General features: G+C 60.7%; 28 protein-coding genes. 13 read left to right on the top strand and 15 right to left on the bottom strand.

The genetic code is table 11. The features are described 5' to 3' along the window. Positions 1-181: 181 nt before the first annotated feature. Entirely contained in the window at positions 182-1,870 is a 1,689-nt protein-coding gene (locus ACMGF7_RS23950) for an aspartate:alanine antiporter (protein WP_004938680.1), read from the bottom strand. Positions 1,871-2,164: 294 nt separating this feature from the next. Here ACMGF7_RS23950 and ACMGF7_RS23945 point away from each other — a divergent pair, with 294 nt between their 5' ends. Further along, positions 2,165-2,554: an inner membrane protein YbjM gene (locus ACMGF7_RS23945; protein WP_015377289.1), complete on the top strand. Its 390-nt coding sequence runs from the start codon at positions 2,165-2,167 to the stop codon at positions 2,552-2,554. Positions 2,555-2,592: 38 nt separating this feature from the next. On the opposite strand, the gene ACMGF7_RS23940 is transcribed toward ACMGF7_RS23945, so the two are convergent. Further along, positions 2,593-2,856 (bottom strand): GrxA family glutaredoxin, encoded by a 264-nt coding sequence (locus ACMGF7_RS23940; RefSeq protein WP_004938676.1) that lies wholly within the window; start codon positions 2,854-2,856, stop codon positions 2,593-2,595. Between the two features lie 230 nt (positions 2,857-3,086). Between ACMGF7_RS23940 and ACMGF7_RS23935 the strand changes: the two genes are divergently transcribed. The 9 genes from ACMGF7_RS23935 (at position 3,087) to rlmC (ending at position 11,353) form a co-directional block, all read left to right on the top strand. Next, complete coding sequence (locus tag ACMGF7_RS23935) at positions 3,087-3,401, top strand: YbjC family protein (RefSeq protein WP_015377290.1); 315 nt, start codon at positions 3,087-3,089, stop codon at positions 3,399-3,401. 54 nt (positions 3,402-3,455) lie between these two features. After that, positions 3,456-4,358, top strand: coding sequence for a 30S ribosomal protein S6--L-glutamate ligase (rimK, locus tag ACMGF7_RS23930; RefSeq protein WP_041922205.1), 903 nt, complete (start codon positions 3,456-3,458; stop codon positions 4,356-4,358). 136 nt (positions 4,359-4,494) lie between these two features. Further along, positions 4,495-4,974 (top strand): YbjN domain-containing protein, encoded by a 480-nt coding sequence (locus ACMGF7_RS23925; protein ID WP_004938666.1) that lies wholly within the window; start codon positions 4,495-4,497, stop codon positions 4,972-4,974. A 404-nt stretch (positions 4,975-5,378) separates the two neighbouring features. Then, positions 5,379-6,488 carry a spermidine/putrescine ABC transporter substrate-binding protein PotF gene (gene potF, locus ACMGF7_RS23920; protein ID WP_015377292.1) on the top strand — a complete coding sequence of 370 codons (1,110 nt, stop codon included), beginning with the start codon at positions 5,379-5,381 and terminating at the stop codon, positions 6,486-6,488. A 121-nt stretch (positions 6,489-6,609) separates the two neighbouring features. Further along, positions 6,610-7,743: a putrescine ABC transporter ATP-binding subunit PotG gene (gene potG, locus ACMGF7_RS23915; RefSeq protein WP_004938650.1), complete on the top strand. Its 1,134-nt coding sequence runs from the start codon at positions 6,610-6,612 to the stop codon at positions 7,741-7,743. Positions 7,744-7,767: 24 nt separating this feature from the next. Beyond that, on the top strand, positions 7,768-8,730 hold the full coding sequence (potH, locus tag ACMGF7_RS23910) for a putrescine ABC transporter permease PotH (protein ID WP_197800752.1): 963 nt from the start codon (positions 7,768-7,770) through the stop codon (positions 8,728-8,730). Continuing rightward, positions 8,727-9,572 carry a putrescine ABC transporter permease PotI gene (gene potI / locus ACMGF7_RS23905; protein ID WP_016928360.1) on the top strand — a complete coding sequence of 282 codons (846 nt, stop codon included), beginning with the start codon at positions 8,727-8,729 and terminating at the stop codon, positions 9,570-9,572. The genes potH and potI overlap by 4 nt, the downstream gene beginning before the upstream one ends. A 104-nt stretch (positions 9,573-9,676) precedes the next feature. After that, positions 9,677-10,156, top strand: a complete 480-nt coding sequence (locus tag ACMGF7_RS23900) for a YbjO family protein (protein ID WP_028127974.1) — start codon at positions 9,677-9,679, stop codon at positions 10,154-10,156. A gap of 69 nt (positions 10,157-10,225) precedes the next feature. Next, positions 10,226-11,353: a 23S rRNA (uracil(747)-C(5))-methyltransferase RlmC gene (rlmC, locus tag ACMGF7_RS23895; protein WP_420286741.1), complete on the top strand. Its 1,128-nt coding sequence runs from the start codon at positions 10,226-10,228 to the stop codon at positions 11,351-11,353. Here the strand turns inward: rlmC and ACMGF7_RS23890 are convergent. From ACMGF7_RS23890 to ACMGF7_RS23855, 8 genes are all read right to left on the bottom strand, one after another. Then, positions 11,350-11,634 (bottom strand): type II toxin-antitoxin system RelE family toxin, encoded by a 285-nt coding sequence (locus ACMGF7_RS23890; RefSeq protein WP_015377296.1) that lies wholly within the window; start codon positions 11,632-11,634, stop codon positions 11,350-11,352. The genes rlmC and ACMGF7_RS23890 overlap by 4 nt on opposite strands. After that, a complete protein-coding gene (locus ACMGF7_RS23885) occupies positions 11,624-11,875 on the bottom strand; it encodes a type II toxin-antitoxin system Phd/YefM family antitoxin (protein ID WP_004928423.1) in 252 nt (83 codons plus the stop codon). Before ACMGF7_RS23885 ends, ACMGF7_RS23890 begins: the two co-directional genes overlap by 11 nt. A 101-nt stretch (positions 11,876-11,976) precedes the next feature. Then, positions 11,977-12,711 carry an arginine ABC transporter substrate-binding protein gene (artJ, locus tag ACMGF7_RS23880; RefSeq protein ID WP_015377297.1) on the bottom strand — a complete coding sequence of 245 codons (735 nt, stop codon included), beginning with the start codon at positions 12,709-12,711 and terminating at the stop codon, positions 11,977-11,979. 198 nt (positions 12,712-12,909) lie between these two features. After that, on the bottom strand, positions 12,910-13,578 hold the full coding sequence (gene artM / locus ACMGF7_RS23875; RefSeq protein WP_164095258.1) for an arginine ABC transporter permease ArtM: 669 nt from the start codon (positions 13,576-13,578) through the stop codon (positions 12,910-12,912). Continuing rightward, positions 13,578-14,294 carry an arginine ABC transporter permease ArtQ gene (gene artQ / locus ACMGF7_RS23870; RefSeq protein WP_420286739.1) on the bottom strand — a complete coding sequence of 239 codons (717 nt, stop codon included), beginning with the start codon at positions 14,292-14,294 and terminating at the stop codon, positions 13,578-13,580. Before artQ ends, artM begins: the two co-directional genes overlap by 1 nt. A 9-nt stretch (positions 14,295-14,303) precedes the next feature. Further along, complete coding sequence (gene artJ / locus ACMGF7_RS23865; RefSeq protein WP_049241111.1) at positions 14,304-15,035, bottom strand: arginine ABC transporter substrate-binding protein; 732 nt, start codon at positions 15,033-15,035, stop codon at positions 14,304-14,306. Between the two features lie 32 nt (positions 15,036-15,067). Continuing rightward, positions 15,068-15,796, bottom strand: coding sequence for an arginine ABC transporter ATP-binding protein ArtP (artP, locus tag ACMGF7_RS23860; RefSeq protein ID WP_004928406.1), 729 nt, complete (start codon positions 15,794-15,796; stop codon positions 15,068-15,070). Between the two features lie 262 nt (positions 15,797-16,058). Beyond that, positions 16,059-16,601, bottom strand: coding sequence for a lipoprotein (locus ACMGF7_RS23855; RefSeq protein WP_015377301.1), 543 nt, complete (start codon positions 16,599-16,601; stop codon positions 16,059-16,061). A gap of 159 nt (positions 16,602-16,760) precedes the next feature. Here ACMGF7_RS23855 and ACMGF7_RS23850 point away from each other — a divergent pair, with 159 nt between their 5' ends. Next, positions 16,761-17,084: a heavy metal-binding domain-containing protein gene (locus tag ACMGF7_RS23850; protein ID WP_044031552.1), complete on the top strand. Its 324-nt coding sequence runs from the start codon at positions 16,761-16,763 to the stop codon at positions 17,082-17,084. Positions 17,085-17,205: 121 nt separating this feature from the next. Continuing rightward, a complete protein-coding gene (locus ACMGF7_RS23845) occupies positions 17,206-18,042 on the top strand; it encodes an N-acetylmuramoyl-L-alanine amidase (RefSeq protein ID WP_049241113.1) in 837 nt (278 codons plus the stop codon). Here the strand turns inward: ACMGF7_RS23845 and ACMGF7_RS23840 are convergent, their stop codons facing one another. Together ACMGF7_RS23840 and ACMGF7_RS23835 are read right to left on the bottom strand one after the other, a co-directional pair. Beyond that, a complete protein-coding gene (locus ACMGF7_RS23840; RefSeq protein WP_004928393.1) occupies positions 18,043-19,053 on the bottom strand; it encodes an NAD-dependent epimerase/dehydratase family protein in 1,011 nt (336 codons plus the stop codon). It lies immediately after the preceding gene. A gap of 158 nt (positions 19,054-19,211) precedes the next feature. Further along, a complete protein-coding gene (locus ACMGF7_RS23835; RefSeq protein ID WP_273889953.1) occupies positions 19,212-20,651 on the bottom strand; it encodes a DUF2867 domain-containing protein in 1,440 nt (479 codons plus the stop codon). 149 nt (positions 20,652-20,800) lie between these two features. Here ACMGF7_RS23835 and ACMGF7_RS23830 point away from each other — a divergent pair, with 149 nt between their 5' ends. Then, a complete protein-coding gene (locus ACMGF7_RS23830) occupies positions 20,801-21,148 on the top strand; it encodes a DUF1294 domain-containing protein (protein ID WP_019454570.1) in 348 nt (115 codons plus the stop codon). A gap of 28 nt (positions 21,149-21,176) precedes the next feature. On the opposite strand, the gene ltaE is transcribed toward ACMGF7_RS23830, so the two are convergent. The 3 genes from ltaE to hcr form a co-directional block, all read right to left on the bottom strand. Then, positions 21,177-22,193 carry a low-specificity L-threonine aldolase gene (ltaE, locus tag ACMGF7_RS23825; protein WP_047572066.1) on the bottom strand — a complete coding sequence of 339 codons (1,017 nt, stop codon included), beginning with the start codon at positions 22,191-22,193 and terminating at the stop codon, positions 21,177-21,179. A gap of 75 nt (positions 22,194-22,268) precedes the next feature. Further along, on the bottom strand, positions 22,269-23,990 hold the full coding sequence (gene poxB / locus ACMGF7_RS23820) for a ubiquinone-dependent pyruvate dehydrogenase (protein ID WP_103798747.1): 1,722 nt from the start codon (positions 23,988-23,990) through the stop codon (positions 22,269-22,271). Positions 23,991-24,189: 199 nt separating this feature from the next. After that, the gene (hcr, locus tag ACMGF7_RS23815) at positions 24,190-25,191 is read right to left on the bottom strand and encodes an NADH oxidoreductase (RefSeq protein WP_164095256.1); all 1,002 of its coding nucleotides are present in this window, start codon (positions 25,189-25,191) and stop codon (positions 24,190-24,192) included. Between the last annotated feature and the right edge of the window lie 11 nt (positions 25,192-25,202).

Raw genomic sequence — 25,202 nt, 5'->3', positions numbered from 1 at the left:
GCGGGCAACAAAAAACCCGATAATCTTGAACCTAAAAGGCGGGATTATCGGGCTCCACAAAATGGGGACATCAAAGAAAAGCAGTGGCACTAATTCAGACTGCGGCCCCCAACGAAAGTTCTGGCCGGCGACAAAAAAATCAAAATATTTTTATCGCCGATCCATCTCTGCCGCTAATCGATCAACCGAGTATGCCCGGCCATAGCACCACGATGAGCGAACCCGCCAGCGTTAACAGCACGTTAGCGATGGCGTAGGTGCCGGCGTAGCCCAGCGCCGGGATGTTGCTGCGCGCGGTGTCGCTGATGATCTCCATCGCCGGCGCGCAGGTGCGGGCGCCCATGATGGCGCCAAACAGCAGGGCGCGGTTCATGCGCAGCACGTAGGCGCCGAACAGGAAGCAGATAATCACCGGCACCAGGCTGACGATCAGCCCGGCGATCAACATCTGGCCGCCGACTGCGCCCAGGCTGTGGCCGATGCCGGCGCCGGCGCTCAGGCCCACGCCCGCCATAAACACCATCAGGCCGAACTCTTTCACCATGTTCAGCGCGCCCTGCGGAATGTAGCCGAAGGTCGGGTGGTTGGCGCGCAGGAAGCCGAGCATGATGCCGGACATCAGCAGACCGGCGGCGTTACCGATGCCGAACGAGAAGTTGCTGAACTGAATGGTGATCTGGCCGATCAGCAGGCCGATGATGAAGAAGGCGCAGAACGCCAGCAGATCGGTCACCTGGCTGTGGATCGAGATAAAGCCAATCTTCTCCGCCACGCTCTTCACCCGGCGCGCGTCGCCGCTTACCTGCAGTACGTCGCCCTTGTTGAGCACGATGCTGTCGTCGATCGGCATTTCGATCTGGCTGCGGATCACGCGGTTGAGGAAGCAACCGTGGTCGGTCAGCTTCAGTTGGCTCAGGCGTTTGTTCACCGCGTTGCTGTTCTTCACTACGATCTCTTCGGTCACGATGCGCATGTCGAGCAGATCGCGGTCGAACACTTCCTTACCGTTGCGGAAGCTCGGATCCAGCCGCGCGTGGGCGTCCGGATAACCGACCAGCGAGATCTCGTCGCCCACCTGCAGCACCGCGTCACCGTCCGGGTTGGCCAGAATGCCGTTGCGGCGGATGCGTTCGATGTAGCAGCCGGTCTGGCGGTAGATGCCCAGTTCGCGCAGGTTCTTGCCGTCGGCCCAGGCCACCAGCTCGGGGCCGACGCGGTAGGCGCGGATCACCGGCAGGTAGACCTTGCGCTGGCTGTCGGTGTCCAGGCCGCGTTCGCGAGCGATTTGCTGGGCGGAGGTGGACAGATCCTGGTGCTGCAGTTTTGGCAGGTAGCGCGCGCCGAAAATCAGGCTGACCAGACCGATCAGGTAGGTGAGGGCGTAACCGAGGCTCAGATGATCCTGCGCCGCCAGCAGCGCCGGGCCGTTGACGATGGTGTTGCGCAGCGTATCGCCGGCCCCAACCAGCACCGGCGTCGAGGTCATCGAACCGGCCAGCATGCCGGCGGTCAGGCCGATGTCCCAGTGGAACAGCTTGCCGAGGCCGATGGCGATCACCATGGCCGAACCGACCATCACCAGCGCCAGCATCAGGTAATTCTTGCCGTCGCGGAAGAAAATCGAGAAAAAGTTAGGCCCGGCTTCCACCCCGACGCAGAAAATAAACAGCATGAAGCCGAGATTCAGCGCCTCGGTGTTAATGGCGAAGTGTTGCTGGCCGAGCAGCAGAGAAACCACTAAAACGCCAATGGAATTACCGAGTTGGACGGAGCCCAGACGGAGTTTACCGAGGCACAGCCCCAGTGCGAGTACCACGAACAGTAACAGAATGTAGTTACCGTTTAACAAACTAGCGACGTTTATGTTCACGGAGGATAACTTATTGTTTACCAGTAAGTGCTTGATATAGATAACTATAAGAGATAAATTCAGCCTTAAAACGACATCATAAATCACCACCAGCGTAAGGCGAAGCGAACCATCGTTCGGCGGCGTTCATTCTAGACGCTATGACCGATGACAGCCAGCACAGAAAGCTGATTTCCTGCGCCGCCGTGCGCATTTAACTCTCTTTTGACCAAGGAAAAAATTCGGTTCAGCGTCACCGCACGGGTGACCGGGCCGATTTCTATTGATGCGGTAATTGGGCGGGGGAGAATTCGCATGACGAGTTATAGATATTGGCTGGGCATTCTCAGCTGTTTTCTGTTGTTCAGCCTGGTGTTTCTCGGCCAGCAAACCGGCCTGTTCGGCAGCACGGATCATGAGCACCACGGTGAAACCGGCCTGCTGCTGTTTGTGATCCCCGGCGCGATCGCCAGCTATTTGTCGAGCCGCAAGCGGCTGCTTTGCCCGTTGCTTGGCGCGCTGTATGCATTGCCGCTGTGCCTGCTGATCCGCCACTTCTGGCTGACGCCGTCCTCGTCGTTTTGGCAGGAACTGGCTTACGCCACCAGCGCGGTGTTCTGGTGCGTGTTCGGCGCGATGCTGATGCTGTTCGCCCTCGGTTTGTTGCACACGCTTCAGCAGTTGCACCGGCGGCAGCGGCAATAAAAAAAGGCGCATTAAGCGCCTTTTTGCCGTTCAAAAACTTACTGGAACAGGTTCAGGTGTTCTTTAGCGTAAGCTTCGAAATCGGTGCAGCCGCCGATGTGCTTCTCATCCAGGAAGATCTGCGGCACGGTTTCAACCGGTTTGCCGACGGTTTTTTCCAGATCGGCCTTGGTGATGCCTTCCGCGTGGATGTCAACATAACGGAAGTTGAAATCGTCGCGTTCTTCAGTCAGTTTTTCCGCCAGTTCTTTAGCGCGGACACAATAAGGACAGCCAGGACGCCCGAAGATTACTGCAAACATGCAACGCTCCTTAATTGGATTTTCGATAAATTATTCGCGATTGCAACGACATCCCGTCACCGAAAAAGTCATTACCTGCGTCAGATGGCGCCTACTATGCCCGTTGAGGCGGTGAAAAAAAAGCAGGAATTACCTGTTAATCTGATTCATGTAACCAATTAGTCTGCCGGGGCTGTCGCCGTCGGCGGGAATTCACTACACTGGGGGCAGACCTTCTGGAGAAGAAAAATATGCGTTCATTCGGTGACTTACCGCGCCCGGTGCTGGTGTTGGAAGGGCTGGGTATCGTGATGCTGGTATTGGCCTACCTCAGTATTCACGGCCACCTGCAGCTGCCGGGCTGGCTGGCGTCGCAGCAGGCGGCGGTCGGCATGATTTTCCTCGGCGTGGCGCTGATGGTGCCGGCGGCGGCGTTTCTGGTATGGCGCGTGGTGCAGGGCTTCGGGCCGCTGATGCGCGGCGGCTTGCCGCCGGAAAACGATCGCCGCAAACCGCAAGATGCAGACGCATCGAAAGATAATCAGGATCGCGATCCGCGCGCCTGAGCGCCGCGGCCGCTAACTCGCCTGCCAGGCAGGCGTTGGCTTTTGGGGTGACGAGTGAAAATTGCCATTCTTTCTCGCGACGGATCGCTCTATTCATGTAAGCGGCTGCGTGAAGCGGCGGAAGATCGCGGGCACAGTATCGATATCATCGATCCGCTCTCCTGCTATATGAACATCAATCCGGCGGCGCCGACCATTCACTATCGCGGCCGTCAGCTGGAACGTTACGATGCGGTGATCCCGCGCATCGGCTCTGCCATCACCTTTTACGGCACGGCGGTGCTGCGCCAGTTCGAGCTGCTCGGCAGCTACCCGCTAAACGAATCCGTGGCCATTACCCGCGCCCGCGACAAGCTGCGTTCGCTGCAGCTGCTGGCGCGGCAGGGCATCGATCTGCCGATCACCGGTTTTGCCCATTCGCCGGACGACACTGGCGATCTGATCGAGCTGGTCGGCGGCGCGCCGCTGGTGGTCAAACTGGTGGAAGGCACGCAGGGCATCGGCGTGGTGCTGGCGGAAACCCGGCAGGCGGCGGAAAGCGTGATCGACGCCTTTCGCGGGCTGAATGCCCACATCCTGGTGCAGGAGTACGTGCGCGAGGCGCAGGGGTGCGACGTGCGCTGTCTGGTGGTGGGTGGCCGGGTGGTGGCCGCCATCGAACGGCAGGCCAAGCCCGGCGAGTTTCGCTCCAACCTGCATCGCGGCGGCACCGCCCGCAAGGTGACCATCACCGCCAGGGAGCGGGCGATCGCGGTGAAAGCGGCGAGCACGCTGGGGCTGGACGTCGCCGGGGTGGATATCCTGCGCGCCCAGCGCGGCCCGCTGGTGATGGAGGTCAACGCGTCGCCGGGGCTGGAAGGGGTGGAAACCACCACCGGGCTGGACATCGCCGGCATGATGATTGAATACATTGAGCAGCGCGGCCGGCCGGGCTTCCGCCTGAAATCCGGCGGTTGACGGGGCGGGCGGTGCGCTTTTCCCGCCGTGCAATATCTGAATTAGTGAATTAAGCCGCATTGATCGTGGCGTATCGGGTGAATATTCCGTAAGCTATGCGCCTTTTCGCGTATTGAATATTGTGAGGCTGGTTATTATGGATTCACTCATTGTCCCCGATTTGGCGCTGTTGCGGCGCTGGCTGGATCAGTCGGGCATTTCTTTCTTTGAGTGCGATTCCTGCCAGGCGCTGCACCTGCCGCACATGCAGAACTTCGACGGCGTGTTCGACGCCAAGATAGATCTGGTGGACAACGTCATTCTGTTCTCCGCGCTGGCCGAAGTGAAGCCGACCGCGCTGATCCCGCTGGTGGCGGACCTGAGCCAGATCAACGCCAGCTCGCTGACCATCAAGGCCTTTGTCGACATTCAGGACGACAACCTGCCGAAGCTGATCGTCTGCCAGTCGCTGAGCGTGGCGGTCGGCATCACCTACGAGCAGTTCACCCACTTCATGCAGCAGGGCGAAGAGCAGGTCTCGATGGTGATCCTCGAGGCGCGGGCGAACGATCTGCTGTTTATGGGTGACGAAGAAGAGATCCCCGCTGGCGCCGTGCGTCAGCCGATGCTGCACTGATCCTCGCTGTACCTTAAGCATGCCGTCGCTCCGGCGGCATGCTGCCGTGACTCCCCTCCGCAATAAAATATTCTGCACTTTGGCCTTTGTCGCCCGATCTTTCTCGCCTTTTGTGCCGTTAATGGCGTATCACATAGAGAAAACTGCATAAAAAATCGATAAAAGGCGTTTTTTACCCTGGGGGCTGGCGGGTTGCGATGGCAGCGGCTATGCTGCTGATTCTGCAAAGGGCTTGCGATTTCCCTTGTGACCACGCGAGCAGGGCAGTGAAAAATGCGCATGCAATCATATGCATAGCCATTCAGTTCGCGGTTGCAACGATTGCGCTCAATCAGGAAAGGTTTTGTATCGCTGCAGATACAAGTTCAATTCTATGATTCACCCTGTTTTGGAGGAAGTTACGGATGGTCACCCAACGTAAAAAGTGGTTATCGGGTGTGGTTGCCGGCCTGTTGATGGCCGCGTCCGTCAATGCGTCAGCCGAAGAGAAAACGCTGCACGTGTATAACTGGTCCGATTATATCGCGCCGGACACTTTGGCTAATTTCCAGAAAGAAACCGGCATCAAAGTGGTGTACGACGTCTTTGACTCCAACGAAGTGTTGGAAGGCAAACTGATGGCGGGCAGCACCGGTTATGATCTGGTGGTTCCTTCATCCAACTTCCTCGAACGCCAGTCGCAGGCCGGCATCTTCGAACCGCTCGACAAGAGCAAAATGCCCAACTACAAGAATCTCGATCCCGAGATGCTGAAGCTGGTTGCACACAACGATAAAGACAACAAATACGGCATCCCATACCTGATGGTGACCACCGGCATCGGCTATAACGTCGACAAGGTGAAGGCGGCATTGGGCAAAGACGCGCCTGTCGACAGTTGGGATCTGATCCTCAAGCCGGAAAACCTCGAGAAGCTGAAAAGCTGCGGCGTCTCCTTCCTCGATGCGCCGAGCGAGGTTTATGCCACCGTGCTGCACTACCTGGGCAAGGATCCCAACAGCACCAATGCGGCGGACTACACCGGCGCGGCCAACGATCTGCTGCTGAAACTGCGGCCGAACATTCGTTACTTCCACTCTTCTCAGTACATCAACGACCTGGCTAACGGTGATATCTGCGTGGCGATCGGCTGGTCCGGCGACGTGATGCAGGCGGCCAACCGCGCCAAAGAGGCGAAGAACGGCGTGAACGTAGCCTACGCGATCCCGAAAGAGGGAGCGCTGACCTACTTTGACATGTTCGCCATGCCGGCGGACGCCAAGAACAAAGACGCCGCGTACCAGTTCCTGAACTTCCTGATGAAACCTGACGTGATGGCGGGCATCAGCAACTATGTCTATTACGCCAATGCGGTGAAAGACTCCACGCCGCTGGTGAACGCCGAAGTGCGCGAGAACCCGAACGTCTATCCGCCGGCCGATCTGCGCGCCAAGCTGTTTACGCTCAACGTGCAGTCGCCGAAGCTGGACCGTGTCATTACCCGCGCATGGACTAAAGTTAAAAGCGGGAAGTGATGATGGGGGGATCCCCCCATCGTCGGTAAACCGGCAGGCGGGCGCTCCCCGCCTGCATTGCCGTTTTGGGCCACGGCGCTCGCCGTGGTTTTGTGCCGCTTTACGCCGGAGAGCACCCCGATTGAACGACGCCATCCCTCGTCCTCAAGCCAAGTCGCAGAAGGTCTTCACCCCTCTGCTGGAAATCCGTAACCTCACCAAAACCTTCGACGGGCAGAATGCGGTCGAAGACGTCAGCCTCACCATCTACAAGGGCGAGATCTTTGCGCTGCTTGGCCCGTCCGGCTGCGGCAAGTCCACCTTGCTGCGCATGCTGGCCGGCTTTGAACAGCCGACGGAAGGGCAGATCGTGCTCGACGGGCAGGATATGTCGCACGTGCCGCCGTACCAGCGGCCGATCAACATGATGTTTCAGTCGTACGCGCTGTTCCCGCACATGACCGTGGAGCAAAACATCGCGTTCGGCCTGAAGCAGGACAAAATGCCGCGGGCGGAGATCGCCGAACGGGTGGCGGAAATGCTGGCGCTGGTGCACATGCAGGAGTACGCCAAACGCAAACCGCACCAGCTTTCCGGCGGCCAGCGGCAGCGGGTGGCATTGGCACGCAGCTTGGCCAAGCGGCCGAAGTTGCTGCTGCTGGATGAACCGATGGGTGCGCTGGACAAGAAGCTGCGCGATCGCATGCAGCTGGAAGTGACCGACATTCTCGAGCGCGTCGGCGTGACCTGCGTGATGGTGACGCACGATCAGGAGGAGGCGATGACCATGGCGGGGCGTATCGCCATCATGAACCGCGGCAAGTTCGTGCAGATCGGCGAGCCGGAAGAGATCTACGAGCATCCGAACAGCCGCTTCAGCGCAGAGTTTATCGGTTCGGTCAACGTCTTCGACTGCGTGCTGCAAGAGCGCCACGACGATGCGCTGATCCTGCAAAGCCCCGGGTTGCGCCATGCGATCAAGGTGGATCCGGATGCCTCGGTGGTGGATGGCGTGCCGATCCAGGTGGCGCTGCGGCCGGAAAAGATCCTGCTGTGCGAACAAGTGCCGGAAGACGGCTGCAACTTTGCGGTGGGGGAAGTGGCGCACATTTCCTACCTGGGCGATCTGTCCATCTACCACGTGAAGCTGCACAGCGGGCAGATCATCAGCGCCCAGCTGCAAAACGGCCATCGTTTCCGCAAGGGGATGCCCACCTGGGGCGATGAAGTGCGTCTGTGCTGGGAAACCGACAGCTGCGTCGTGTTGACAGTGTAGTGGAGCCGGTGAGGAGTAACCCGTATGATCCTGCTTTCTGAACGTACGCCGGAACCGCCGGCCAAAACGCCCTCCACCCTCAAGGCCCTGTTCCATCGCCTGCTGATGGCTCACGGCCGCAAGCTGGTGATCGCATTGCCGTATTTATGGCTGACGCTGCTGTTTATGCTGCCGTTCCTGATCGTGTTCAAGATCAGCCTGGCGGAGCTGGCGTTGGCGGTGCCGCCCTACACCGAGCTGATGAGCTGGGTGGACGGCAAGCTGAACATTGCACTCAACTTCGCCAACTATCTGCAGCTGACCGACGATCCGTTGTATATCGATGCCTACCTGCAGTCGCTGCGCGTGGCGGCGGTCTCGACGCTGTGTTGCCTGATCATCGGCTATCCGTTGGCCTGGGCGGTGGCGCACAGCAAGGCGTCGACCCGCAACATTCTGCTGTTGCTGGTGATCCTGCCTTCCTGGACTTCGTTCCTGATCCGCGTCTACGCCTGGATGGGGATCCTGAAAAACAACGGCACGCTGAATAACTTTCTGATGTGGCTAGGGGTGATCGATCAACCGTTGGTGATCCTGCACACCAACCTGGCGGTGTATATCGGCATCGTTTATTCCTATCTGCCGTTTATGGTGCTGCCGATTTACACGGCGCTGATCCGGCTGGATTACTCGCTGGTGGAGGCGTCGCTGGATCTGGGGGCGCGGCCGCTGAAAACCTTCTTCAGCGTGATCGTGCCGCTGACGCGGGGCGGCATCATCGCCGGTTCGATGCTGGTATTCATTCCGGCGGTGGGGGAGTTCGTGATCCCGGAACTGCTCGGTGGGCCGGACAGCATCATGATCGGCCGCGTGCTGTGGCAGGAGTTCTTCAATAACCGCGACTGGCCGGTGGCCTCGGCGGTCGCCACCATCATGCTGCTGTTGCTGATCGTGCCAATTTTGTGGTTCCACAAACACCAGAACAAGGAAATAGGGGGGCAGGAATGAACAACTTGCCGGTAGTGCGTTCACCGTGGCGCATCGCCATCCTGACGATCGGTTTTACCTTCCTGTATGCGCCGATGCTGATGCTGGTGATCTACTCCTTCAACAGCTCCAAGCTGGTGACGGTGTGGGCCGGCTGGTCCACGCGCTGGTATACCGAATTGTTCCACGATTCGGCGATGATCAGCGCGGTGGGGCTCAGCCTGACCATCGCTGCCGCCTCCGCCACCGCCGCGGTGGTACTGGGGGCCATCGCCGCCGTGGTGATGGTGCGATTCGGCCGCTTTCGCGGTTCGACCGGCTTCGCGTTTATGCTGACCGCGCCGCTGGTGATGCCGGACGTGATCACCGGCCTGTCGCTGCTGCTGCTGTTCGTGGCGATGGGGCATGCCTTCGGCTGGCCGTCAGAGCGCGGCATGTTTACCATCTGGCTGGCGCATGTCACCTTCTGTACCGCTTATGTGGCGGTGGTCATCAGCTCGCGTCTGCGCGAGGTGGATCGCTCGATTGAAGAGGCGGCAATGGATCTGGGGGCGCCGCCGCTGAAGGTGTTCTTCGTCATCACCTTGCCGATGATTGCGCCGGCGCTGATCTCCGGCTGGATGCTGGCGTTTACCCTGTCGCTGGACGATCTGGTGATCGCCAGTTTCGTCTCCGGCCCGGGCGCCACCACGTTGCCGATGCTGGTGTTCTCCAGCGTGCGCATGGGGGTGAATCCGGAAATCAATGCGCTGGCCAGTCTGATCCTGCTGGTGGTAGGCATCCTCGGCCTGATCGCCTGGTGGTTTATGGCGCGCTCGGAAAAACAACGATCGCGTGAATTGCAGCGGGCGGCCCGTAGCTGAATCGTAACAAACCTGCTATTTTTGCAATCAATAAGTATTGCAACTAACTACCTGACTTTACATGCGCCACCTGTATAGGTGGCGCGTCGTAGCGGAACACGGATATGTCAGACATGCTGAAAAGCGGGCAGGGAATGGGATCGACTTCGGATGCGCCGGTGCCGGTGATGGTGGCGGGCACCGCCATGGTGGCGATCAAGTGTATCAGCGTGGTGCTGCTGCTGGGCGAGCTGGGCGTCGACGGCGCGCAGGAGTTCGTCAACACCAGCGCGCAGGCGTGGGATTCCACCTTTATCTTTCTGGCCGGCCTGATGCTGCTGTGCCTGCAAATCAGCTGCGGCTTTGCGGTGATGCGCGGCCGCAATTGGGGGCGCTGGGGCTATGTGGCCTGCCAGTGCATCGTGGTGCTTTACCTGCTGTTGGCCACCATCGGCAGCGTCTTCCCCGAGGTGTTCACCGTGGAGGGGGAAACCAGCGGCCAAATCCTGCACGTTCTGATCCTGCAAAAGATCCCCGACGCGGTGATCCTGGCGTTGCTGTTCGTTCCTGCCGCCAGCCGCCGCTTCTTCACCGCGCGCAAGTGAGATTTTAGGCGCGCGGAGTGGTAAACTCTGCGCCCTTAATTCTTCATCCTGAACTTCACGGTAATCTTCATGCATTGCGCTTTGTATACGGCGGGCACCTGCCGTTCCTGTCAGTGGCTGGAAAAGCCCTATCCGCAGCAACTGGCCGACAAACAGCATCACCTGCACTCGCTGCTGGCCGGGCGCGACGTCGCACAGTGGCTGCAGCCGGCGGCGGGGGAACTGAGCGCATTTCGCAATAAAGCCAAGATGGTGGTCAGCGGCAGCGTGGAGCGTCCGCTGCTCGGCATGCTGCACCGCGACGGCACGCCGGTCGACCTGAGCGATTGCCCGCTGTATCCCGCCGGCTTTGCGCCGATGTTTGCGGTGCTGAAAAGCTTCATCGCCCGCGCCGGCCTGACGCCGTATAACGTGGCGCGCAAACGCGGCGAGCTGAAATACCTGCTGCTGACCGAAAGCACGCTCGACGGCGGCGTGATGCTGCGCTTCGTGCTGCGCTCGGAAACCAAGCTGGCGCAGCTGCGCGCCGCGCTGCCGTGGCTGCAGCAGCAGCTGCCGCAGCTCAAGGTGATCTCCGCCAATATTCAGCCGGTGCATATGGCGATCATGGAAGGGGAGCGCGAGATCGCGCTGACCGAACAGCAGGCGCTGGAGGAACAGTTCAATCAGGTGCCGCTGTTCATCCGCCCGCAAAGCTTCTTCCAGACCAACCCGCAGGTGGCCGCCGAATTGTATGCCACCGCCCGCGACTGGGTGCGCGCGCTGGGTATCGACAGCATGTGGGATCTGTTCTGCGGCGTCGGCGGTTTCGGCCTGCACTGCGCGCAGCCGCAAACGCGGTTGACCGGCATCGAAATCAGCGCGGAAGCGATCGCCTGCGCGCGCCAGTCGGCGCAGCGGTTAGGGTTGTTGCAGGTAGATTTTCAGGCGCTCGACTCCACCCGCTTCGCCACCGCCGAAGGCCAGGTGCCGCAGCTGGTGCTGGTCAATCCGCCGCGGCGCGGCATCGGCCAGGCGCTGTGCGACTATTTGAGCAGGATGGCGCCGGACTATATTCTGTATTCGAGCTGCAACGCCGAGAGCATGGCGAAAGATATCGAGATGTTGCCGGGGTATCGCATCGAACGGGTGCAGCTGTTCGACATGTTCCCGCATACCTCGCACTACGAAGTGCTGACGCTGCTGGTGCGGCGTTAAAGGCGCTTTTTGGCAGCCGTGTAAGCCGCTGAACGTTCGCGTTTGCCCACAGACAGGACCAGAACCACGATCTCCGTTTCCATGACGCGATATACCAAACGAAAGCCTGAGGCTCTGAGTTTGATTTTGTAGCAATCAGGCAAACCGGCGAGTTTGTTGGCGGGGATGTGGGGATTAACCAGCACCGATGCCAGCTTTTTTTTGAACTGTTCCCGGATCACCGGGGACAGTTTTTTAAATTCCTTCAGCGCATGTTCTTCGAATTCAAGCTTATAAGTCATCCAAATTGACCTTAATGCGCTTGCCGTTCATCCGTGAACGAACGATTTCAGCGAGTTCGATATCTTCCAGGTACTCCGCGATCGCCTCCCAGGTTTCCGGAGAGACGTAATATCCCGAAATCTTACCGTTGGTCAGGACGGCGACCGGTTGCCCTTGTGCCTCTTTAAGGGCGGCGTTGGGCGATTTCTTAAAATCGCTGATGCTGACTGCCGAGTCGGCAAGAATGGGTTGAACCGTCATGATGTTATCCTTGATGCTAAATTCAGTATCAAATTTAGCACTAACCGGATGGGGTGGCAATCGGATGGAGCCGCCGAAGGAGGGCGACTCCACACGCGGACTTACTGCGGGAACCACTTGTCGTTGATGGCCTTGTAGGTGCCGTCGGCCTTGATGGCGTCCAGCGCGGCGTTCAGCTTGGCCAGCAGCGCCTGGTTGTCGGGGCGCACCGCGATGCCGAGGCCGGTGCCGAAGTATTGCGCATCGGTGATGTGCTCGCCCACCGGTGCCAGCTGCGGGTTGGTTTTCAGCCATTCGTTCACCACGGCGGTGTCGCCGAACACGCCGTCGATACGGCCGTTTTTCAGCTCCAGAATGGCGTTCTGGTAGCTGTCGTAAGAAACGGTGTTAATCTCCGGGTGCTTGTCCTGCATGTATTTCTGGTGGGTGGTGCCGTTTTCCATGCCGAGCTTTTTGCCTTTCAGATCCGCCAGCGAGCTGAACTTGCCTTTTTGCGCGATCACGATCGCCGAGTTGGCGTAGTAAGGCTGGGTGAAAGCGACCTGTTTGCTGCGCTCCGGCGTGATGTCCATACCGGAAATCACCGCATCGTATTTCTTGAATTTCAGCGCGGCGATCAGGCTGTCGAACGCCTGGTTGGTGAAGGTGCATTGCGCCTGCATCTGCTTGCACAGCGCGTTGGCCAGATCGATATCGAAGCCGACGATCTGGTTGTTGGCGTCGAGCGATTCGAACGGCGGGTAGGTGGCGGAGGCGGCGAAGCGGATGGTTTCGGCCGCGGTGGCGTTAAAGGTCATTCCGGCCAACATCGTCGCGGCAAGCAGCAGTTTTTTCATGCGTAGAGCTCCTGTCTGGATCCTGAAAGTGATTATTCGCTATCGTTTGTTTTTACTGGTAATCGCCAGAGGTTTTTGCGAGGACACCTGCTGATAACCCTGCCATTGAGTGAATTAAAATGCAATATAAATGATTAAATATTGCAATAGGGATAAAAAAAGCCCCGCGCAATGGCGGGGCTGGAGAGGGGGATGGCTTCAGTTGCGGCGCTCAAACGCCAGCGCGTGGCGCTCCACCAACCGCATCAGCAGCGTCAGCAGGCCGTTGACGCACAGGTACACCAGACCTGCGGCGCCGAACACCATCACGTCGTAGGTGCGGCCGTACATCAGCTGGCTGTAGCCCATCACTTCCATCAGCGTGATGGTGTAGGCCAGCGACGTGCTTTTGAACACCAGCACCACTTCGTTGGAGTAAGACGACAGCGCGCGCTTGAAGGCGAATGGCAGCAGAATGCGCAGCGTCTGCCGGCGCGACATGCCAAGCGCTTCGCACGACTGCCATTGTCCGGCGGGGATGGCGCGCACCGCGCCGTAGAACAGCTGCGTGGTATAGGCCGCGCTGTTCAGCGCCAGGGCAATCATCGCGCACAGCCAGGGCTGCGACAGCAGGTTCCACAGCCACGGGTAGTCGCGGATCGCCGGGAACTGGCCGGGGCCGTAGTAGATCAGGAAGATCTGCACCAGCAGCGGCGTGCCGGTGAACAGCGTCACATAGGCCTTGACCAGCGGCGTCAGCACCGGCGTTTTCAGCGTCAGGATCACCGTCAGCAGCAGCGACAGCACCAGTGCGACCAGCAGCGCGGCGATGGTCAGCGTCAGGCTGGTGTGCAGCCCTTTGAGGATTTCCGGTAAATATTCAATCATCAGGCCGGCCCCCGCTCAAAGCGCGTAGCGCGCAGCTCAATGCGTTTGATGACGTATTGGCTGAACAGCGTCACCAGCAGGTAGATGGCCGCCGCGATCACGTACCAGGTAAAGGGTTCCTGGGTGCGGGTGGCGATGCTCTTGGTTTGCAGCATCAGATCGTTCACGCTGATCAGCGACACCAGCGCGGTGTCTTTCAACAGCACCAGCCACTGATTGCCGAGGCCGGGCAGGGCGTGGCGCCACATCTGCGGCATGATCAGGCGAAAGAAGATCGCCGCCTTACTCAGTCCAAGCGCCTGACCGGATTCCCACTGCCCCTGCGGCACCGCTTTGAGCGCGCCGCGCAGCGTCTGCGAGGCGTAGGCGGAATAGAGCAGGGCCAGAGCGATCACCCCGCACAGGAACGGGCTGACTTCGAAATTGTCGATCGCCAACTGAATCGGCAGCTGGAACAGACCGAGGTTGAGGGTAAAGCCGTCGGAGAGCATCAGCAGCAGCTGCGACGAGCCGAAATAGATAAACAGCACCACCAGGATTTCCGGCAGGCCGCGCAACACGGTCACCCAGGCGGTGCCGAGCCAGCTGACCGCTTTCCAGCGGGACGATTCCCATACGGCGGACAGCATCGCCAGAATCAGCCCGAGGATCAGGGCGCAAACGGCAAGGCCGACGGTCATGCCGGCGGCGCTTGCTAAAGGTTGTAATTCATTCATTTGGGCGTATTACTGCTGGAACCATTTTTTGTAGATGGTTTCATAGGTCCCATCCTGCTTGATCTTGTCCAGAGCGGCGTTGAACTTGCCCTGCAGATCGGTGTTCTTCTGGCGCACCGCGATGCCAAGGCCGGTGCCGAAGTAGTCTTTGTCGGTCACTTTGGCGCCCACTGCCGCCAGCGCGTCATTCTGCTTCAGCCACTCGTTGACCACCGCGGTATCGCCGAACACCGCATCAACGCGGCCGTTCTTCAGATCCAAAATGGCGTTCTGGTAGCTGTCGTAAGGCACGGTGGTGATTTCCGGGTGCTTGTCGGTCAGGTATTTCTGGTGGGTGGTGCCGTTTTGCACGCCGACTTTCTTGCCTTTCAGCGCCGCCACGTCGGCGATTTTGCCTTTCTGCGCGATGAACAGCGCCGAGTTATCGTAGTAAGGCTTGGTGAACAGCACCTGCTTCTCACGCTCCGGCGTAATGTCCATACCGGCCATCACCGCATCGAAGCGCTTGAACTTCAGGCTCGGGATCAGGCTGTCGAACGCCTGGTTGGTGAAGGTACACTCGGCCTGCATTTCTTTGCACAGCGCGTTGGCCAGATCGACATCAAAACCCTGAATCTTGTTGCCGGCGTCAATAAATTCAAACGGAGGATAGGAGGCTTCGGTAGCGAAACGGATGGTTTCGGCTGCGGAGGCGGAAACGCTGATGCCGGCCAGAATGGCGGCGATTATTAGTTTTTTCATCGCAAACTCCCCAAATTACAGCAAGTTAATTGTTAGTGTGATAAGTAATTAGCAAACTCGGTGGTCCGCGGCTGCGTGAAGTGGCTGCTGTCGCCTTGCTCCACTACGTGGCCGTTTTCCATGTACACCACGCGGCTGGCGGTTTTGCGCGCCACTTCCACTTCGTGGGTGACGATCACCTGCGTGATGCCGGTGCCGGCCAGTTCGCGAATGATGCTGACGATCTGGGCGGTGATTTCCGGATCCAGCGCTGCGGTCGGTTCATCGAACAGCAACACCTGCGGCTCCATCATCAGGGCGCGGGCGATCGCCACGCGCTGCTGCTGGCCACCGGAAAGGTGCAGCGGGAAGCGATCGGCGAAGTCGGTCAGGCGCAGACGCTTGAGCAGCTTGTCGGCGCGCTCCATCGCCTGAGCCTTGGTCAGACCCAGCACGCGGCAAGGTGCCTCGATCAGGTTCTGAACCACGGTGAGGTGAGGCCACAGGTTGTATTGCTGGAACACCATGCCGACGTTTTGGCGCAGTTCGCGAATGGCTTTCTCGCCCGGCGCCTGCCTGAAGTCGAATTGGTTGCCGGCGATCTGCAGTTGGCCCGAACGCGGCATTTCCAGCAGGTTCAGCACCCGCAGCAATGAACTTTTCCCGGCGCCGCTTGGGCCAAGCAGCACCAGGGTTTCCCCGGCTGGACATTCCAGCGTGATGTCAAACAGCGCCTGGTGAGCGCCGTAATAGCAATTGATACCGTTAAGTTGAATACTCATGCGCCAGAATTGAATAGACATTGATGCCGCAAATGTTAACTTCCACAGAATACTTATGCAATCTTTGTGCGTTAAAATTTATGAGTGTGCGGCGGGACAGTAAAAGATTAGCACAAGATACCGCGACTCAAGCCGAGGGAGGGGATTTGTGGCGCAGGCTGTGAGATCGGTAGCGAAATTTTTTCTATTGGACGAAATTCGAGCGGTAGACGGGCGGCGGGATGACCGACGCGGCAAGCCCGCGTCGGCCGGGGGAAGCGGGTTACTGGTTTTCCAGCACCTGGCGTACGCTGCCGTTGGTGGCGTGCGCTGGAACATTCAGGTAGCGAATATCATCAACCACCCAGCAGGTGCCTTCGCGCACCATCAACACTTCGTCCTGCCAGTTCACGGTGCTGTTGGCGTCTTTCTGGTAGCTCAGGTCAACGCGCAGCGGGATGTTCTTCGCATCGGTGTTAGGAATGGTCGAGGCGCTGGCGACGGATGCGCTGCTTGGCCCCTGCGCATTGCCGGAGAACAGATCGCCGGTAATCTGATGCTTGCCCGGGTTTTGAGCGGTGCTGACCAGATCCTGATACAGCACTTTGCTCAGATAAGGCTGCAGCTGCGCCAGACGGTTGCTGTCCGGCAGGCCGGCGCCCTGCTGGATGCGCAGGTCATAGAACTTTTGCGCGACCGTATCCGGGCCGCCTTCCACACAGCTGCCGCTGCGGGTGCCGATATCCTTGTATGCCGGTTCCACCGTGGTACAGGCACTCAGCAACAGCGCTAAGGGTAAAACAGCCGCAATCGTTTTTGTTTTCATCTTATTACCTTATGTGAAAGTCTCTACCATGAAGACCGATAGCTTACAGTATAAATGCGTTTTTTGGCCTTGCATTCGTACTGCGTGCCATTGATTAAGCGAACATAATGTCAATCTTCTGGTCATAGATACGTTGAATTAATCAAACAAGGAGTTCTGATGCAGCTTTCAACTACCCCGACCCTGGAAGGGTTTACCATCACCGAATACTGCGGCGTCGTCACCGGCGAAGCGATTCTCGGCGCCAACATTTTTCGTGATTTCTTCGCCGGCGTGCGCGATATCGTCGGCGGCCGTTCGGGCGCTTACGAGAAAGAGCTGCGCAAGGCGCGCCTGATCGCGTTCGAAGAGCTGGAAGATCAGGCGAAAGAGCTGGGCGCCAACGCGGTGGTCGGCATTGATATCGATTATGAAACCGTTGGTAAAGACGGCAGCATGCTGATGGTGACCGTCAGCGGCACCGCGGTGAAAGTCGGCCGCTAATCCCATGCCTTAACGCCCTGGCTCACGCCGGGGCGTTTTTACTTTGTCGGCGGGTGGCTTCCGTGGCGACTATTGCTTAACGTTAACGCTAGACCAAATCATCAAACCACAGGGAGGATAAGTGAAAATTTGGCCAGGGATCATCGCCGCCGCGCTGTTGGCGGGATGCCAAAATCCGCAGCAGGACACGCTCGTCGATCGCGGCGCTTACCAGCTCGAAACCTTGCATCAGGCGCAGGGCGCCGATCAGCGCATTCGCTTTCTGGTGATGCACTATACGGCGGAAGATTTCCATTCATCGCTGAAAACGCTGACCGACGAACACGTCAGCGCGCACTACCTGTTGCCGGCGCACCCGCAGCGCGAACACGGCAAACCGACGGTGTACCGGTTGGTGCCGGAGGCGATGCGCGCCTGGCATGCCGGCGCCAGCGCCTGGCGCGGCCGCAGCAACCTCAACGACACCTCGATCGGCATCGAAATCGTCAACAAGGGGTTCACCCGCAGCATGCTGTTCACCCATTGGCAGCCTTATACGACGGAACAGATCGCCGTGCTGATCCCGCTGAGCCGCGACATCATCCAACGCTATGGCATCCAGCCGCAGGACGTGGTGGGGCACAGCGACATCGCGCCGCAGCGCAAACAGGATCCCGGCCCGCTGTTCCCCTGGCGGCAACTGGCGCAGGCCGGCATCGGCGCCTGGCCGGACGAGGCAGACGTGCAGCGACTGCTGGCGGGGCGCGACAGACAGGCGCCGGTGCCGCTGGCGCCGCTGCTCGAAAAGCTGGCGCGTTACGGCTACGCGATCGACCCGTCGTGGGATGCGCGGCAGCAGCGCAATGTGCTGGCGGCGTTTCAGATGCATTTCCGGCCCGACGATGTTCGCGGCGAGCCGGATGCAGAGAGTGAAGCGATTATCGATGCGCTGCTGGTGAAGTACGGCGCGTGGCGTTGATTACAGGCCATGCAGTTTGCCGTGATCTTTCAGCCAGCGGGCGGTGCGCGCGATGCCTTCTTCCAGCGAGACGATCGGCTGATAGCCCAGCTCTTGCTGCGCGCGGGTGGTATCGAGCGTGAGATCGAAGTTGAGTTTGGCGACGCCGTAATGGGTCAGCACCGGCTCCTTTTCGCTTTTGCTGCCCAGGCGCTCCATGCCGCGCGCCATCATGTCGAGCATCGGATAGGGGACGGAACGGATGCGGCACTTCATGCCCAAATCGTCGATCAGCTGCTGCACCACGGTGCGCAGCGGGCGCGGCTGCTGGTTGGTGATGTTGTAGGCGCGGCCGGACGGCGTGTCTTCTTTTAGCGTCGCCAGCCACATGGCGTGCACCGCATTCTCCAGATAGGTCATGTCCACCATCGCCGCGCCGCCGCGCGGCAGCAGCAGGTTGCCGTAGCGTTTGATCATCTGCAGCAACCGCGGCAACATCACCTTGTCGTGCGGCCCGAACAGGCCCTGCGGGCGCAAAATGGTGAAATGGGTCTGCGGATTGGACAGTGCCAATTGCTGGATCACCTGCTCGCCGGCGGCCTTGCTGCGCGCGAACTCGTTGGCGTAGCGCTGCGGGCGAAAGTCTTCGGTCACGTTGCGGTGATGGTGGTAGTCGAAATAGATCGCCGGGGAAGAGATGTGAATGAACTGCGCCACGCCATAGGCCGCCGCCCATTCGCCGAGGCGGCGGGTAGCGCGGACGTTGGCCAGTTCGAAGGCTTCTTCGGTGCCCCAGGGCGAGGTAAAGCTGGAGCAGTGCCACAGCACATCGACGTCCGCCAGCATCGCCTTGGCCTGCGAAGAGATCAGGTTGGTGAGATCGGCATGAATGAACTCCGCGCCCATTTTTTCCAGCAGGCCGCCCATCGCCTGGTTGCGGCCGGTGGCGCGCACTTTGATGCCCTGGCGGCGCAGATATTCAACGGCGTTACGGCCTAACCCACTGGTGGCACCGGTGACCAATACCTTCATAACGGACTCTATTCTCACCCAAAATCGGAATACCGGCGGGCGCTTGCGGCGCTCCCAGCAAATAAGATGCCATTCTTCCGTGATTTCGTGCGCTATGCAATCGGAAAGCCCCGAAGCACAGCGGCAAACTGTGCGGTTGATCGACAAATGAACGGCATTCAGCGCTGTTGGCGGTCCAGGTTCTCGGCAAGCTCGGCGATGCGCTTCGCCATGCCGCGAAAAATAAACAGATGCGCGGGCATCATGGCGAACCAATACAGCAGCCCGCTGAAGCCGGCCGGGTGCCACCAGGCGCGCACGTCCAGCGTGCGGCGATCGCCGCGATCGGTGATGGTGAAGCTCAGCCGCCCCAGGCCGGGCGCCTTCATGCCGAACAGCAGCGCCAGCTGCCGCAGCGGCTTCAGCGTGATGACTTTCCAGCCGTCGATTTCGTCACCCAGCGCCAGGGCCACGCGCGCCGGGCGGCCATAGACCACGCCGTTGCCGATCATGTCGTCCATGCGGGCGCGGATCCGCCACAGGATATTGGCGTAGAAATAGCCTTCCTCGCCTCCCAGCTGCTGCACCGTTTGCCACAGCGCCTGGCTGGAGGCGGCGGTGTCGAGCGAACACCCCGCCTGTTTCGGGTAGTAGCCGTAGCCGGGGCGCCAGCGGGCCCGCGCCGCCGGATCGTAGCCCCAGTCGGCGGAGTCGACCACTTCCAGTTCGCGCTGCAGCGTGGCGGTGACCGCCTGATCAAAAGTGTGCAGACGCTGCGGGATCAAGGCTTGCAGCGGCCGGCCGTCGGCGGGCAGATCGTGCTTCAATCCCTGGATCAGCGCGCGGGCGATCGGCGTCGGCACCGAGGTGATCAGGCTGATGAACCACACTGAAATCAGCCGCGTCGGCAGGGGGATCGGGATTAGCCAGCGCCGTTTGCCGCTGATGGCGATAAAGCGTTGGAACATGTCCTGATAGCTGAGGTATTCCGGTCCGGCGACATCGAAGATGCGGTGTTCCTGTACCGGGTGCGCCAGCAGATCGGCCAGGTAAACCAGCAGGTTCTCCAGCGCCACCGGCGACGACTTCGAGCGCACCCAGCGCGGCGGCGTCAGCACTGGCAGGTTATAGACCATGTCGCGCATCACTTCGAACGCCGCCGAGCCGGGGCCGACGATGATGCCGGCGCGCAGCTCGGTCACCGGCACGCCGCTCTGGCGCAAGATCTCGCCGGTCAGGCGGCGCGCCGCCAGGTGTGGCGAACTGTCGTCGTTCGGCTGCAGCGCGCCGAGAAAGATCACCTGCTTGACGCAGGCATTGCGCAGCGCGTCGCGCAGGTTTTCCGCCGCCCGGCGTTCCTTCTCGATAAAGTCGTCGCCGTCGCCCATCGCGTGCACCAGATAGTACAGCGTATCGATTTCCCACAGCGCCGCGCTCAGGGTGTCCGGGCGGTACAGATCGACATACAGGCAGTTGACCTGCGGCCAGTTCTGCTCCTGCAGCCACTCGATGCGCCGCGCGGCGGCGGTAATCTGGTGCCCCTGTTCGATCAGGTGCGGGATCAGGTTCTGGCCTATATAGCCGCTGGCTCCAAGAACCAGTACGCGTTGGGGTGTCATCGGGCCGCCTTGTGCGGTGAAAGAGTCGCAGAACGACAGGATGCCAAATTCAGGGTTTAAATGCACTTTTTGTATGGGTATAAGCCGGTTGCATCCGCCGCGGCGCAGGTTCACACTACGCGCCCCTTATCGAACGAAGACCGGATGTCATGAAGCTCAATGTGATTTGTTACGCCCTGCTGGGCCTGGCGCTGATCGCCAGTTTGTTCTCGCCGCATCCGGTGTGGATGTGGCTGCTGTCGGCCAATCTGCTGACGTTTCTGATCTATGGCGGCGATAAGCTGGCGGCGCGCAAGGGGTGGCGGCGGGTGCCGGAGGCGACGCTGTTGCTGTTCGGCGCGCTGGGCGGGTGGTTGGGCGCACTGGCGGCGCAGCAGCTGTTTCGCCACAAGACCCAGAAGCAGCCGTTTAAAACCTGGTTCATCCTCAGCGTGGCGCTCAACCTGGCGGCGGTGCTGGGGCTGTGGTACTGGGTTTACGGCCGCTGGATTTTCTGATGCGGGGCGCGGCCTGCGCCCCGAAGGATCAGGCGTGCTGCTGCAGGAACTCCCGCCACAGCTCGACCACCCGCTGCAGGTCCTGGCGGCTGACGTCGAGGTGGGTCAGAATGCGCGTCAGCGGGCCACTGCTGATCAGCACGCCGCGTTCGCGCATCCACGGACCGAGTTTGGCCGCCAGCGCCGGCGTTTGGCGCAGGTACAGCACGTTGGTCTGCGCGCCGGGTTCGGCGATCTCCACGCCGATCTGCCGCAGCTGTTGCTCCAGCCAGACCGCGTTGTCATGGTCTTCGCGCAGCCGCGCGACGTTATGCTCCAGCGCGTAGAGGCCGGCCGCCGCCAAAATGCCGGCCTGGCGCAGCCCGCCGCCGGTCATCTTGCGCCAGCGCAGCGCGCGTTGGATGAAAGCCTCGCTGCCGCACAGCAGCGAGCCGACCGGCGCGCCCAACCCTTTCGACAGGCAAATGGTGAAGGTGTCGCAGTACTGCACGATCTCTTTTAGCGGCAGGTTCAGCGCCACGGCGGCGTTGAAGATGCGCGCGCCGTCGATATGCAGCGCCAGCTGCCGCTCGCGGGTAAACTGCCACGCCTGCTGCAGGTAGGCCTGCGGCAAGACTCTGCCGCTGATGGTGTTTTCCAGGCTCAACAGCCGGGTGCGGGCGAAGTGGATGTCGTCGGGTTTGATGGCGGCGGCGAGCTTGTCCAGCGGCAGCGTGCCGTCGGCGTCGGCCTCGATCGGCTGCGGCTGAATGCTGCCCAGCACCGCTGCGCCGCCGGCTTCGTATTTGTAGTTGTGCGCCTGCTGGCCGACCAGGTATTCATCGCCGCGCTGGCAGTGGCTGAGCAGCGCCACCAGGTTGGCCTGGGTGCCGCTGGGCAGAAACAATGCCGCTTCTTTGCCTGACAGGCGCACCGCCTCGGCCTCCAGCGCGTTGACCGTCGGGTCATCGCCGTAGACGTCGTCGCCGACCTCTGCCTGAGCCATCGCCTGGCGCATGGCGGCGCTGGGGCGGGTAACGGTGTCGCTGCGTAGATCGATAAGCATAGGGTTCCTGGAATGTAAGGGAGAGGAAAAGGGTACATGGCATCATATACCCTTTATTTTACCGGGGCAGCTTGCTTAACGCAGCCAGTTGGTTTTCGCCAGTTCAACCACTTCGTCGCCGCGGCCGTTGATGATGGCGCGCAGCATGTACAGGCTGAAGCCTTTCGCCTGTTCGAACTTGATCTGCGGCGGCATCGCCAGCTCTTGCTTGGCGGTGACCACGTCCAGCAGCGCCGGACCGGGATGCGCCAACATCTCCTGCAGCGCGCCGTCCAGCTCGGAGGCTTTTTCCACGCGGATGCCCTTGATGCCGGCGGCGTTGGCGATCGCCGCGAAGTCCGGATTATGCAGGTCGGTGCCGTCGGTCAGGTAGCCGCCGGCCTTCATCTCCATCGCCACGAAACCCAGCACGCTGTTGTTGAACACCACGATTTTCACCGGCAGCTTGAGCTGCGCCAGCGACAGGAAATCCCCCATCAGCATGGTGAAGCCGCCGTCGCCGCACATGGCGATCACCTGTTTATCCGGCGCGGTGGCCTGAGCGCCGATCGCCTGCGGCATGGCGTTGGCCATCGAACCGTGGTTGAACGAACCGAGCAGGCGGCGCTTGCCGTTCATTTTCACGTAGCGGGCGGCCCATACCGTCGGCGTGCCGACGTCGCAGGTGAAGATGGCGTCGTCGCTGGCGTACTGGCTGAGCTGCTGCGCCAGATACTGCGGGTGGATCGGCTGGTCGTCGTTGGCGGTCGCCAGCCCATCGAGATCCTTGCGCGCGTTGCGGTAATGCTCCAGCGCCTTGTCGAGGAACGCCCGGTCGCGCTTCGGCTCCAGCTGCGGAAGCAGGGCGGTGAGGGTGGTGTGGATATCGCCCACCAGCGCCATGTTGACCGGGCAGTGCGCGCCGATGCTGCCGGGGTTGATGTCGATCTGAATGATGTTGGCGTTGGTGGGGTAGAACGCGCGATAGGGGAACTGGGTGCCGAGCAGCACCAGCGTGTCGGCGTTCATCATCGCGTGATAACCGGAGGAGAAGCCGATTAGCCCGGTCATGCCGACGCTGTAGGGGTTGTCCCATTCGATATGTTCTTTGCCGCGCAGCGCGTGCACCACCGGCGCCTGCAGCAGTTCGGCCAGCTTAACCACTTCATCGTGCGCGCCGGCGCAGCCGCTGCCGCACATCAGGGTGATGTTCTTCGCTTTGTTCAGCGTTTCCGCCAGCTTGTTCAGCTCGCTCATCGGCGGCTGCACCAGCGGCAGCGCCGGGGTATGCCAGGTCAGGGGCGCGTCTTCCGGCGCCATGCGCAGCGCCACGTCGCCCGGCAAGACGACCACCGAGACGCCGCGATTGAGGATCGCCTTGCGCATGGCGATCTCCAGCACGCGCGGCAGCTGTTCCGGGTTGGAAACCAGCTCGCAATAGTGGCTGCATTCGCGGAACAGCTCCTGCGGATGCGTTTCCTGGAAGTAGCCGCTGCCGATTTCGCTGGAAGGGATATGCGCGGCGATCGCCAGCACCGGCACATGGTTGCGGTGGCAGTCGAACAGGCCGTTGATCAGATGCAGGTTGCCGGGGCCGCAGGAACCGGCGCACACCGCCAACTGGCCGGTAAGCTGGGCTTCGGCGCCGGCGGCGAAGGCGGCAACCTCTTCATGGCGGGTGCCCAGCCATTCGATGGTGCCCATGCGGTGCAGGCTGTCGCTAAGGCCGTTGAGCGAATCGCCGGTCACGCCCCAAATGCGTTTTACGCCGGCTTGATCCAGCGTTTTGGCGATCAGTGTGGCTACGGTTTGCTTCATGGTTCCCCCAAACAAGGTTTGAAAAACGATGTGGACTCGATCCGGTGAGTGGCAGCAGAACAACTGCAAGCATAGCTTACCGGCTGTGGACGAGGTGCGGTCAGGAAGGGTAAAGAGCGTAGGACGGGGAAAAGTGTAATCGGGCTGGCCGCGGGGAGCTTGCCGATAAATGCCCCATCGCGGCGATGGGGCCAGGGGATCACGCCAGCGTGACGTCACCCTGCAGCTGGCAACTGCAGGCCAGCACGTAGCCTTGCGCTATCTCTTCCGCGCTCAGCGTCATGGTGCTGGTGGTGGTGTAGTCGCCCTCAAGGATGCGGGTTTTGCACGAGCCGCACACCCCGGCGCGGCAGGCGGCGTTGACCGGCAGGGCATGGGCCTCCATCGCCGCCAGCAGCGTGCTGCCAACCGGTACGCGGAATTCGCGCAGCGGGCGCGCGGCGCGCAGCGTCAGCCCTTCGGTGGCGTCGGCCTGCGCCGCCGGCGTGTGGAACTGCTCTTTATGGAAACGCTCGGCCGGCACGCCGAGCCGGTGGCACAGCTGCTCCACCTGATCCATGTAGGGCGCAGGGCCGCAGGTCATCACCGTGCGTTCGGCGATATCCGGCGCCGCCTGCCGCAGCGTCTGTTCATCGATGCGGCCGCTGAGGTAGCCGGGTTGCAGATCCTGCTCGGCCATCAGCGTCAGGTGCAGCTGCGGATGGGCGGCACACAGCGCGCGCCATTGATCGGCGAAGATCGTGTCGGCGGGGGTGCGCACGTTAAAGATCGCGACGATATCGCAGGCCGGACGGTTAGCGGTCAGCCAGCGGCACATCGAGACGATCGGCGTCACGCCACAGCCGGCGGCCAGCATCAGGTAACGATCGGCCGGGTGGCGCTCGCAGCTGAATTCGCCCTGCGCGTCGGACAGCCACAGCGTGTTGCCGGGCTTGACCTCTTGCGTCAGCCAACGCGATCCCACGCCGTCCGGCAGGCAGCGCACGCTGATGCTGAGAAAGCGGCTCTGGCCGGGCGAGGAGGAGAGCGTATAGGCGCGCAGCGTCTCCTCGCTGTTGCGGATGCTGACCAGCGCAAACTGGCCGGCCTGGTAAGGATAAAAAACGTCGCAGATCAGGTTCAGCGTCCAGACGTCGGCGGTTTCACGCTGGATGGAATGCACCTGCATGCGGTTCGGGCAAAGCGGAGTGGGTTGAGTCATCGGGGCACCTC

The sequence above is a fragment of the Serratia sp. BNK-17 genome (assembly GCF_048684935.1).
GTDB lineage: Bacteria > Pseudomonadota > Gammaproteobacteria > Enterobacterales > Enterobacteriaceae > Serratia > Serratia nematodiphila.
The sequence above is the reverse complement of the archived record's forward strand: the minus strand, read 5'-3'. Positions and strand labels throughout refer to the sequence as shown.

Coding starts and splice junctions, on each gene's coding strand:
- ACMGF7_RS23945 (WP_015377289.1), top strand. CDS start 2,165: ATGACGAGTTATAGATATTGGCTGGGCATTCTCAGCTGTTTTCTGTTG.
- ACMGF7_RS23940 (WP_004938676.1), bottom strand. CDS start 2,856: ATGTTTGCAGTAATCTTCGGGCGTCCTGGCTGTCCTTATTGTGTCCGC.
- ACMGF7_RS23935 (WP_015377290.1), top strand. CDS start 3,087: ATGCGTTCATTCGGTGACTTACCGCGCCCGGTGCTGGTGTTGGAAGGG.
- ACMGF7_RS23925 (WP_004938666.1), top strand. CDS start 4,495: ATGGATTCACTCATTGTCCCCGATTTGGCGCTGTTGCGGCGCTGGCTG.
- potF (WP_015377292.1), top strand. CDS start 5,379: ATGGTCACCCAACGTAAAAAGTGGTTATCGGGTGTGGTTGCCGGCCTG.
- potH (WP_197800752.1), top strand. CDS start 7,768: ATGATCCTGCTTTCTGAACGTACGCCGGAACCGCCGGCCAAAACGCCC.
- potI (WP_016928360.1), top strand. CDS start 8,727: ATGAACAACTTGCCGGTAGTGCGTTCACCGTGGCGCATCGCCATCCTG.
- ACMGF7_RS23900 (WP_028127974.1), top strand. CDS start 9,677: ATGTCAGACATGCTGAAAAGCGGGCAGGGAATGGGATCGACTTCGGAT.
- rlmC (WP_420286741.1), top strand. CDS start 10,226: ATGCATTGCGCTTTGTATACGGCGGGCACCTGCCGTTCCTGTCAGTGG.
- ACMGF7_RS23890 (WP_015377296.1), bottom strand. CDS start 11,634: ATGACTTATAAGCTTGAATTCGAAGAACATGCGCTGAAGGAATTTAAA.
- ACMGF7_RS23885 (WP_004928423.1), bottom strand. CDS start 11,875: ATGACGGTTCAACCCATTCTTGCCGACTCGGCAGTCAGCATCAGCGAT.
- artJ (WP_015377297.1), bottom strand. CDS start 12,711: ATGAAAAAACTGCTGCTTGCCGCGACGATGTTGGCCGGAATGACCTTT.
- artM (WP_164095258.1), bottom strand. CDS start 13,578: ATGATTGAATATTTACCGGAAATCCTCAAAGGGCTGCACACCAGCCTG.
- artQ (WP_420286739.1), bottom strand. CDS start 14,294: ATGAATGAATTACAACCTTTAGCAAGCGCCGCCGGCATGACCGTCGGC.
- artJ (WP_049241111.1), bottom strand. CDS start 15,035: ATGAAAAAACTAATAATCGCCGCCATTCTGGCCGGCATCAGCGTTTCC.
- artP (WP_004928406.1), bottom strand. CDS start 15,796: ATGAGTATTCAACTTAACGGTATCAATTGCTATTACGGCGCTCACCAG.
- ACMGF7_RS23855 (WP_015377301.1), bottom strand. CDS start 16,601: ATGAAAACAAAAACGATTGCGGCTGTTTTACCCTTAGCGCTGTTGCTG.
- ACMGF7_RS23850 (WP_044031552.1), top strand. CDS start 16,761: ATGCAGCTTTCAACTACCCCGACCCTGGAAGGGTTTACCATCACCGAA.
- ACMGF7_RS23840 (WP_004928393.1), bottom strand. CDS start 19,053: ATGAAGGTATTGGTCACCGGTGCCACCAGTGGGTTAGGCCGTAACGCC.
- ACMGF7_RS23835 (WP_273889953.1), bottom strand. CDS start 20,651: ATGACACCCCAACGCGTACTGGTTCTTGGAGCCAGCGGCTATATAGGC.
- ACMGF7_RS23830 (WP_019454570.1), top strand. CDS start 20,801: ATGAAGCTCAATGTGATTTGTTACGCCCTGCTGGGCCTGGCGCTGATC.
- ltaE (WP_047572066.1), bottom strand. CDS start 22,193: ATGCTTATCGATCTACGCAGCGACACCGTTACCCGCCCCAGCGCCGCC.
- poxB (WP_103798747.1), bottom strand. CDS start 23,990: ATGAAGCAAACCGTAGCCACACTGATCGCCAAAACGCTGGATCAAGCC.
- hcr (WP_164095256.1), bottom strand. CDS start 25,191: ATGACTCAACCCACTCCGCTTTGCCCGAACCGCATGCAGGTGCATTCC.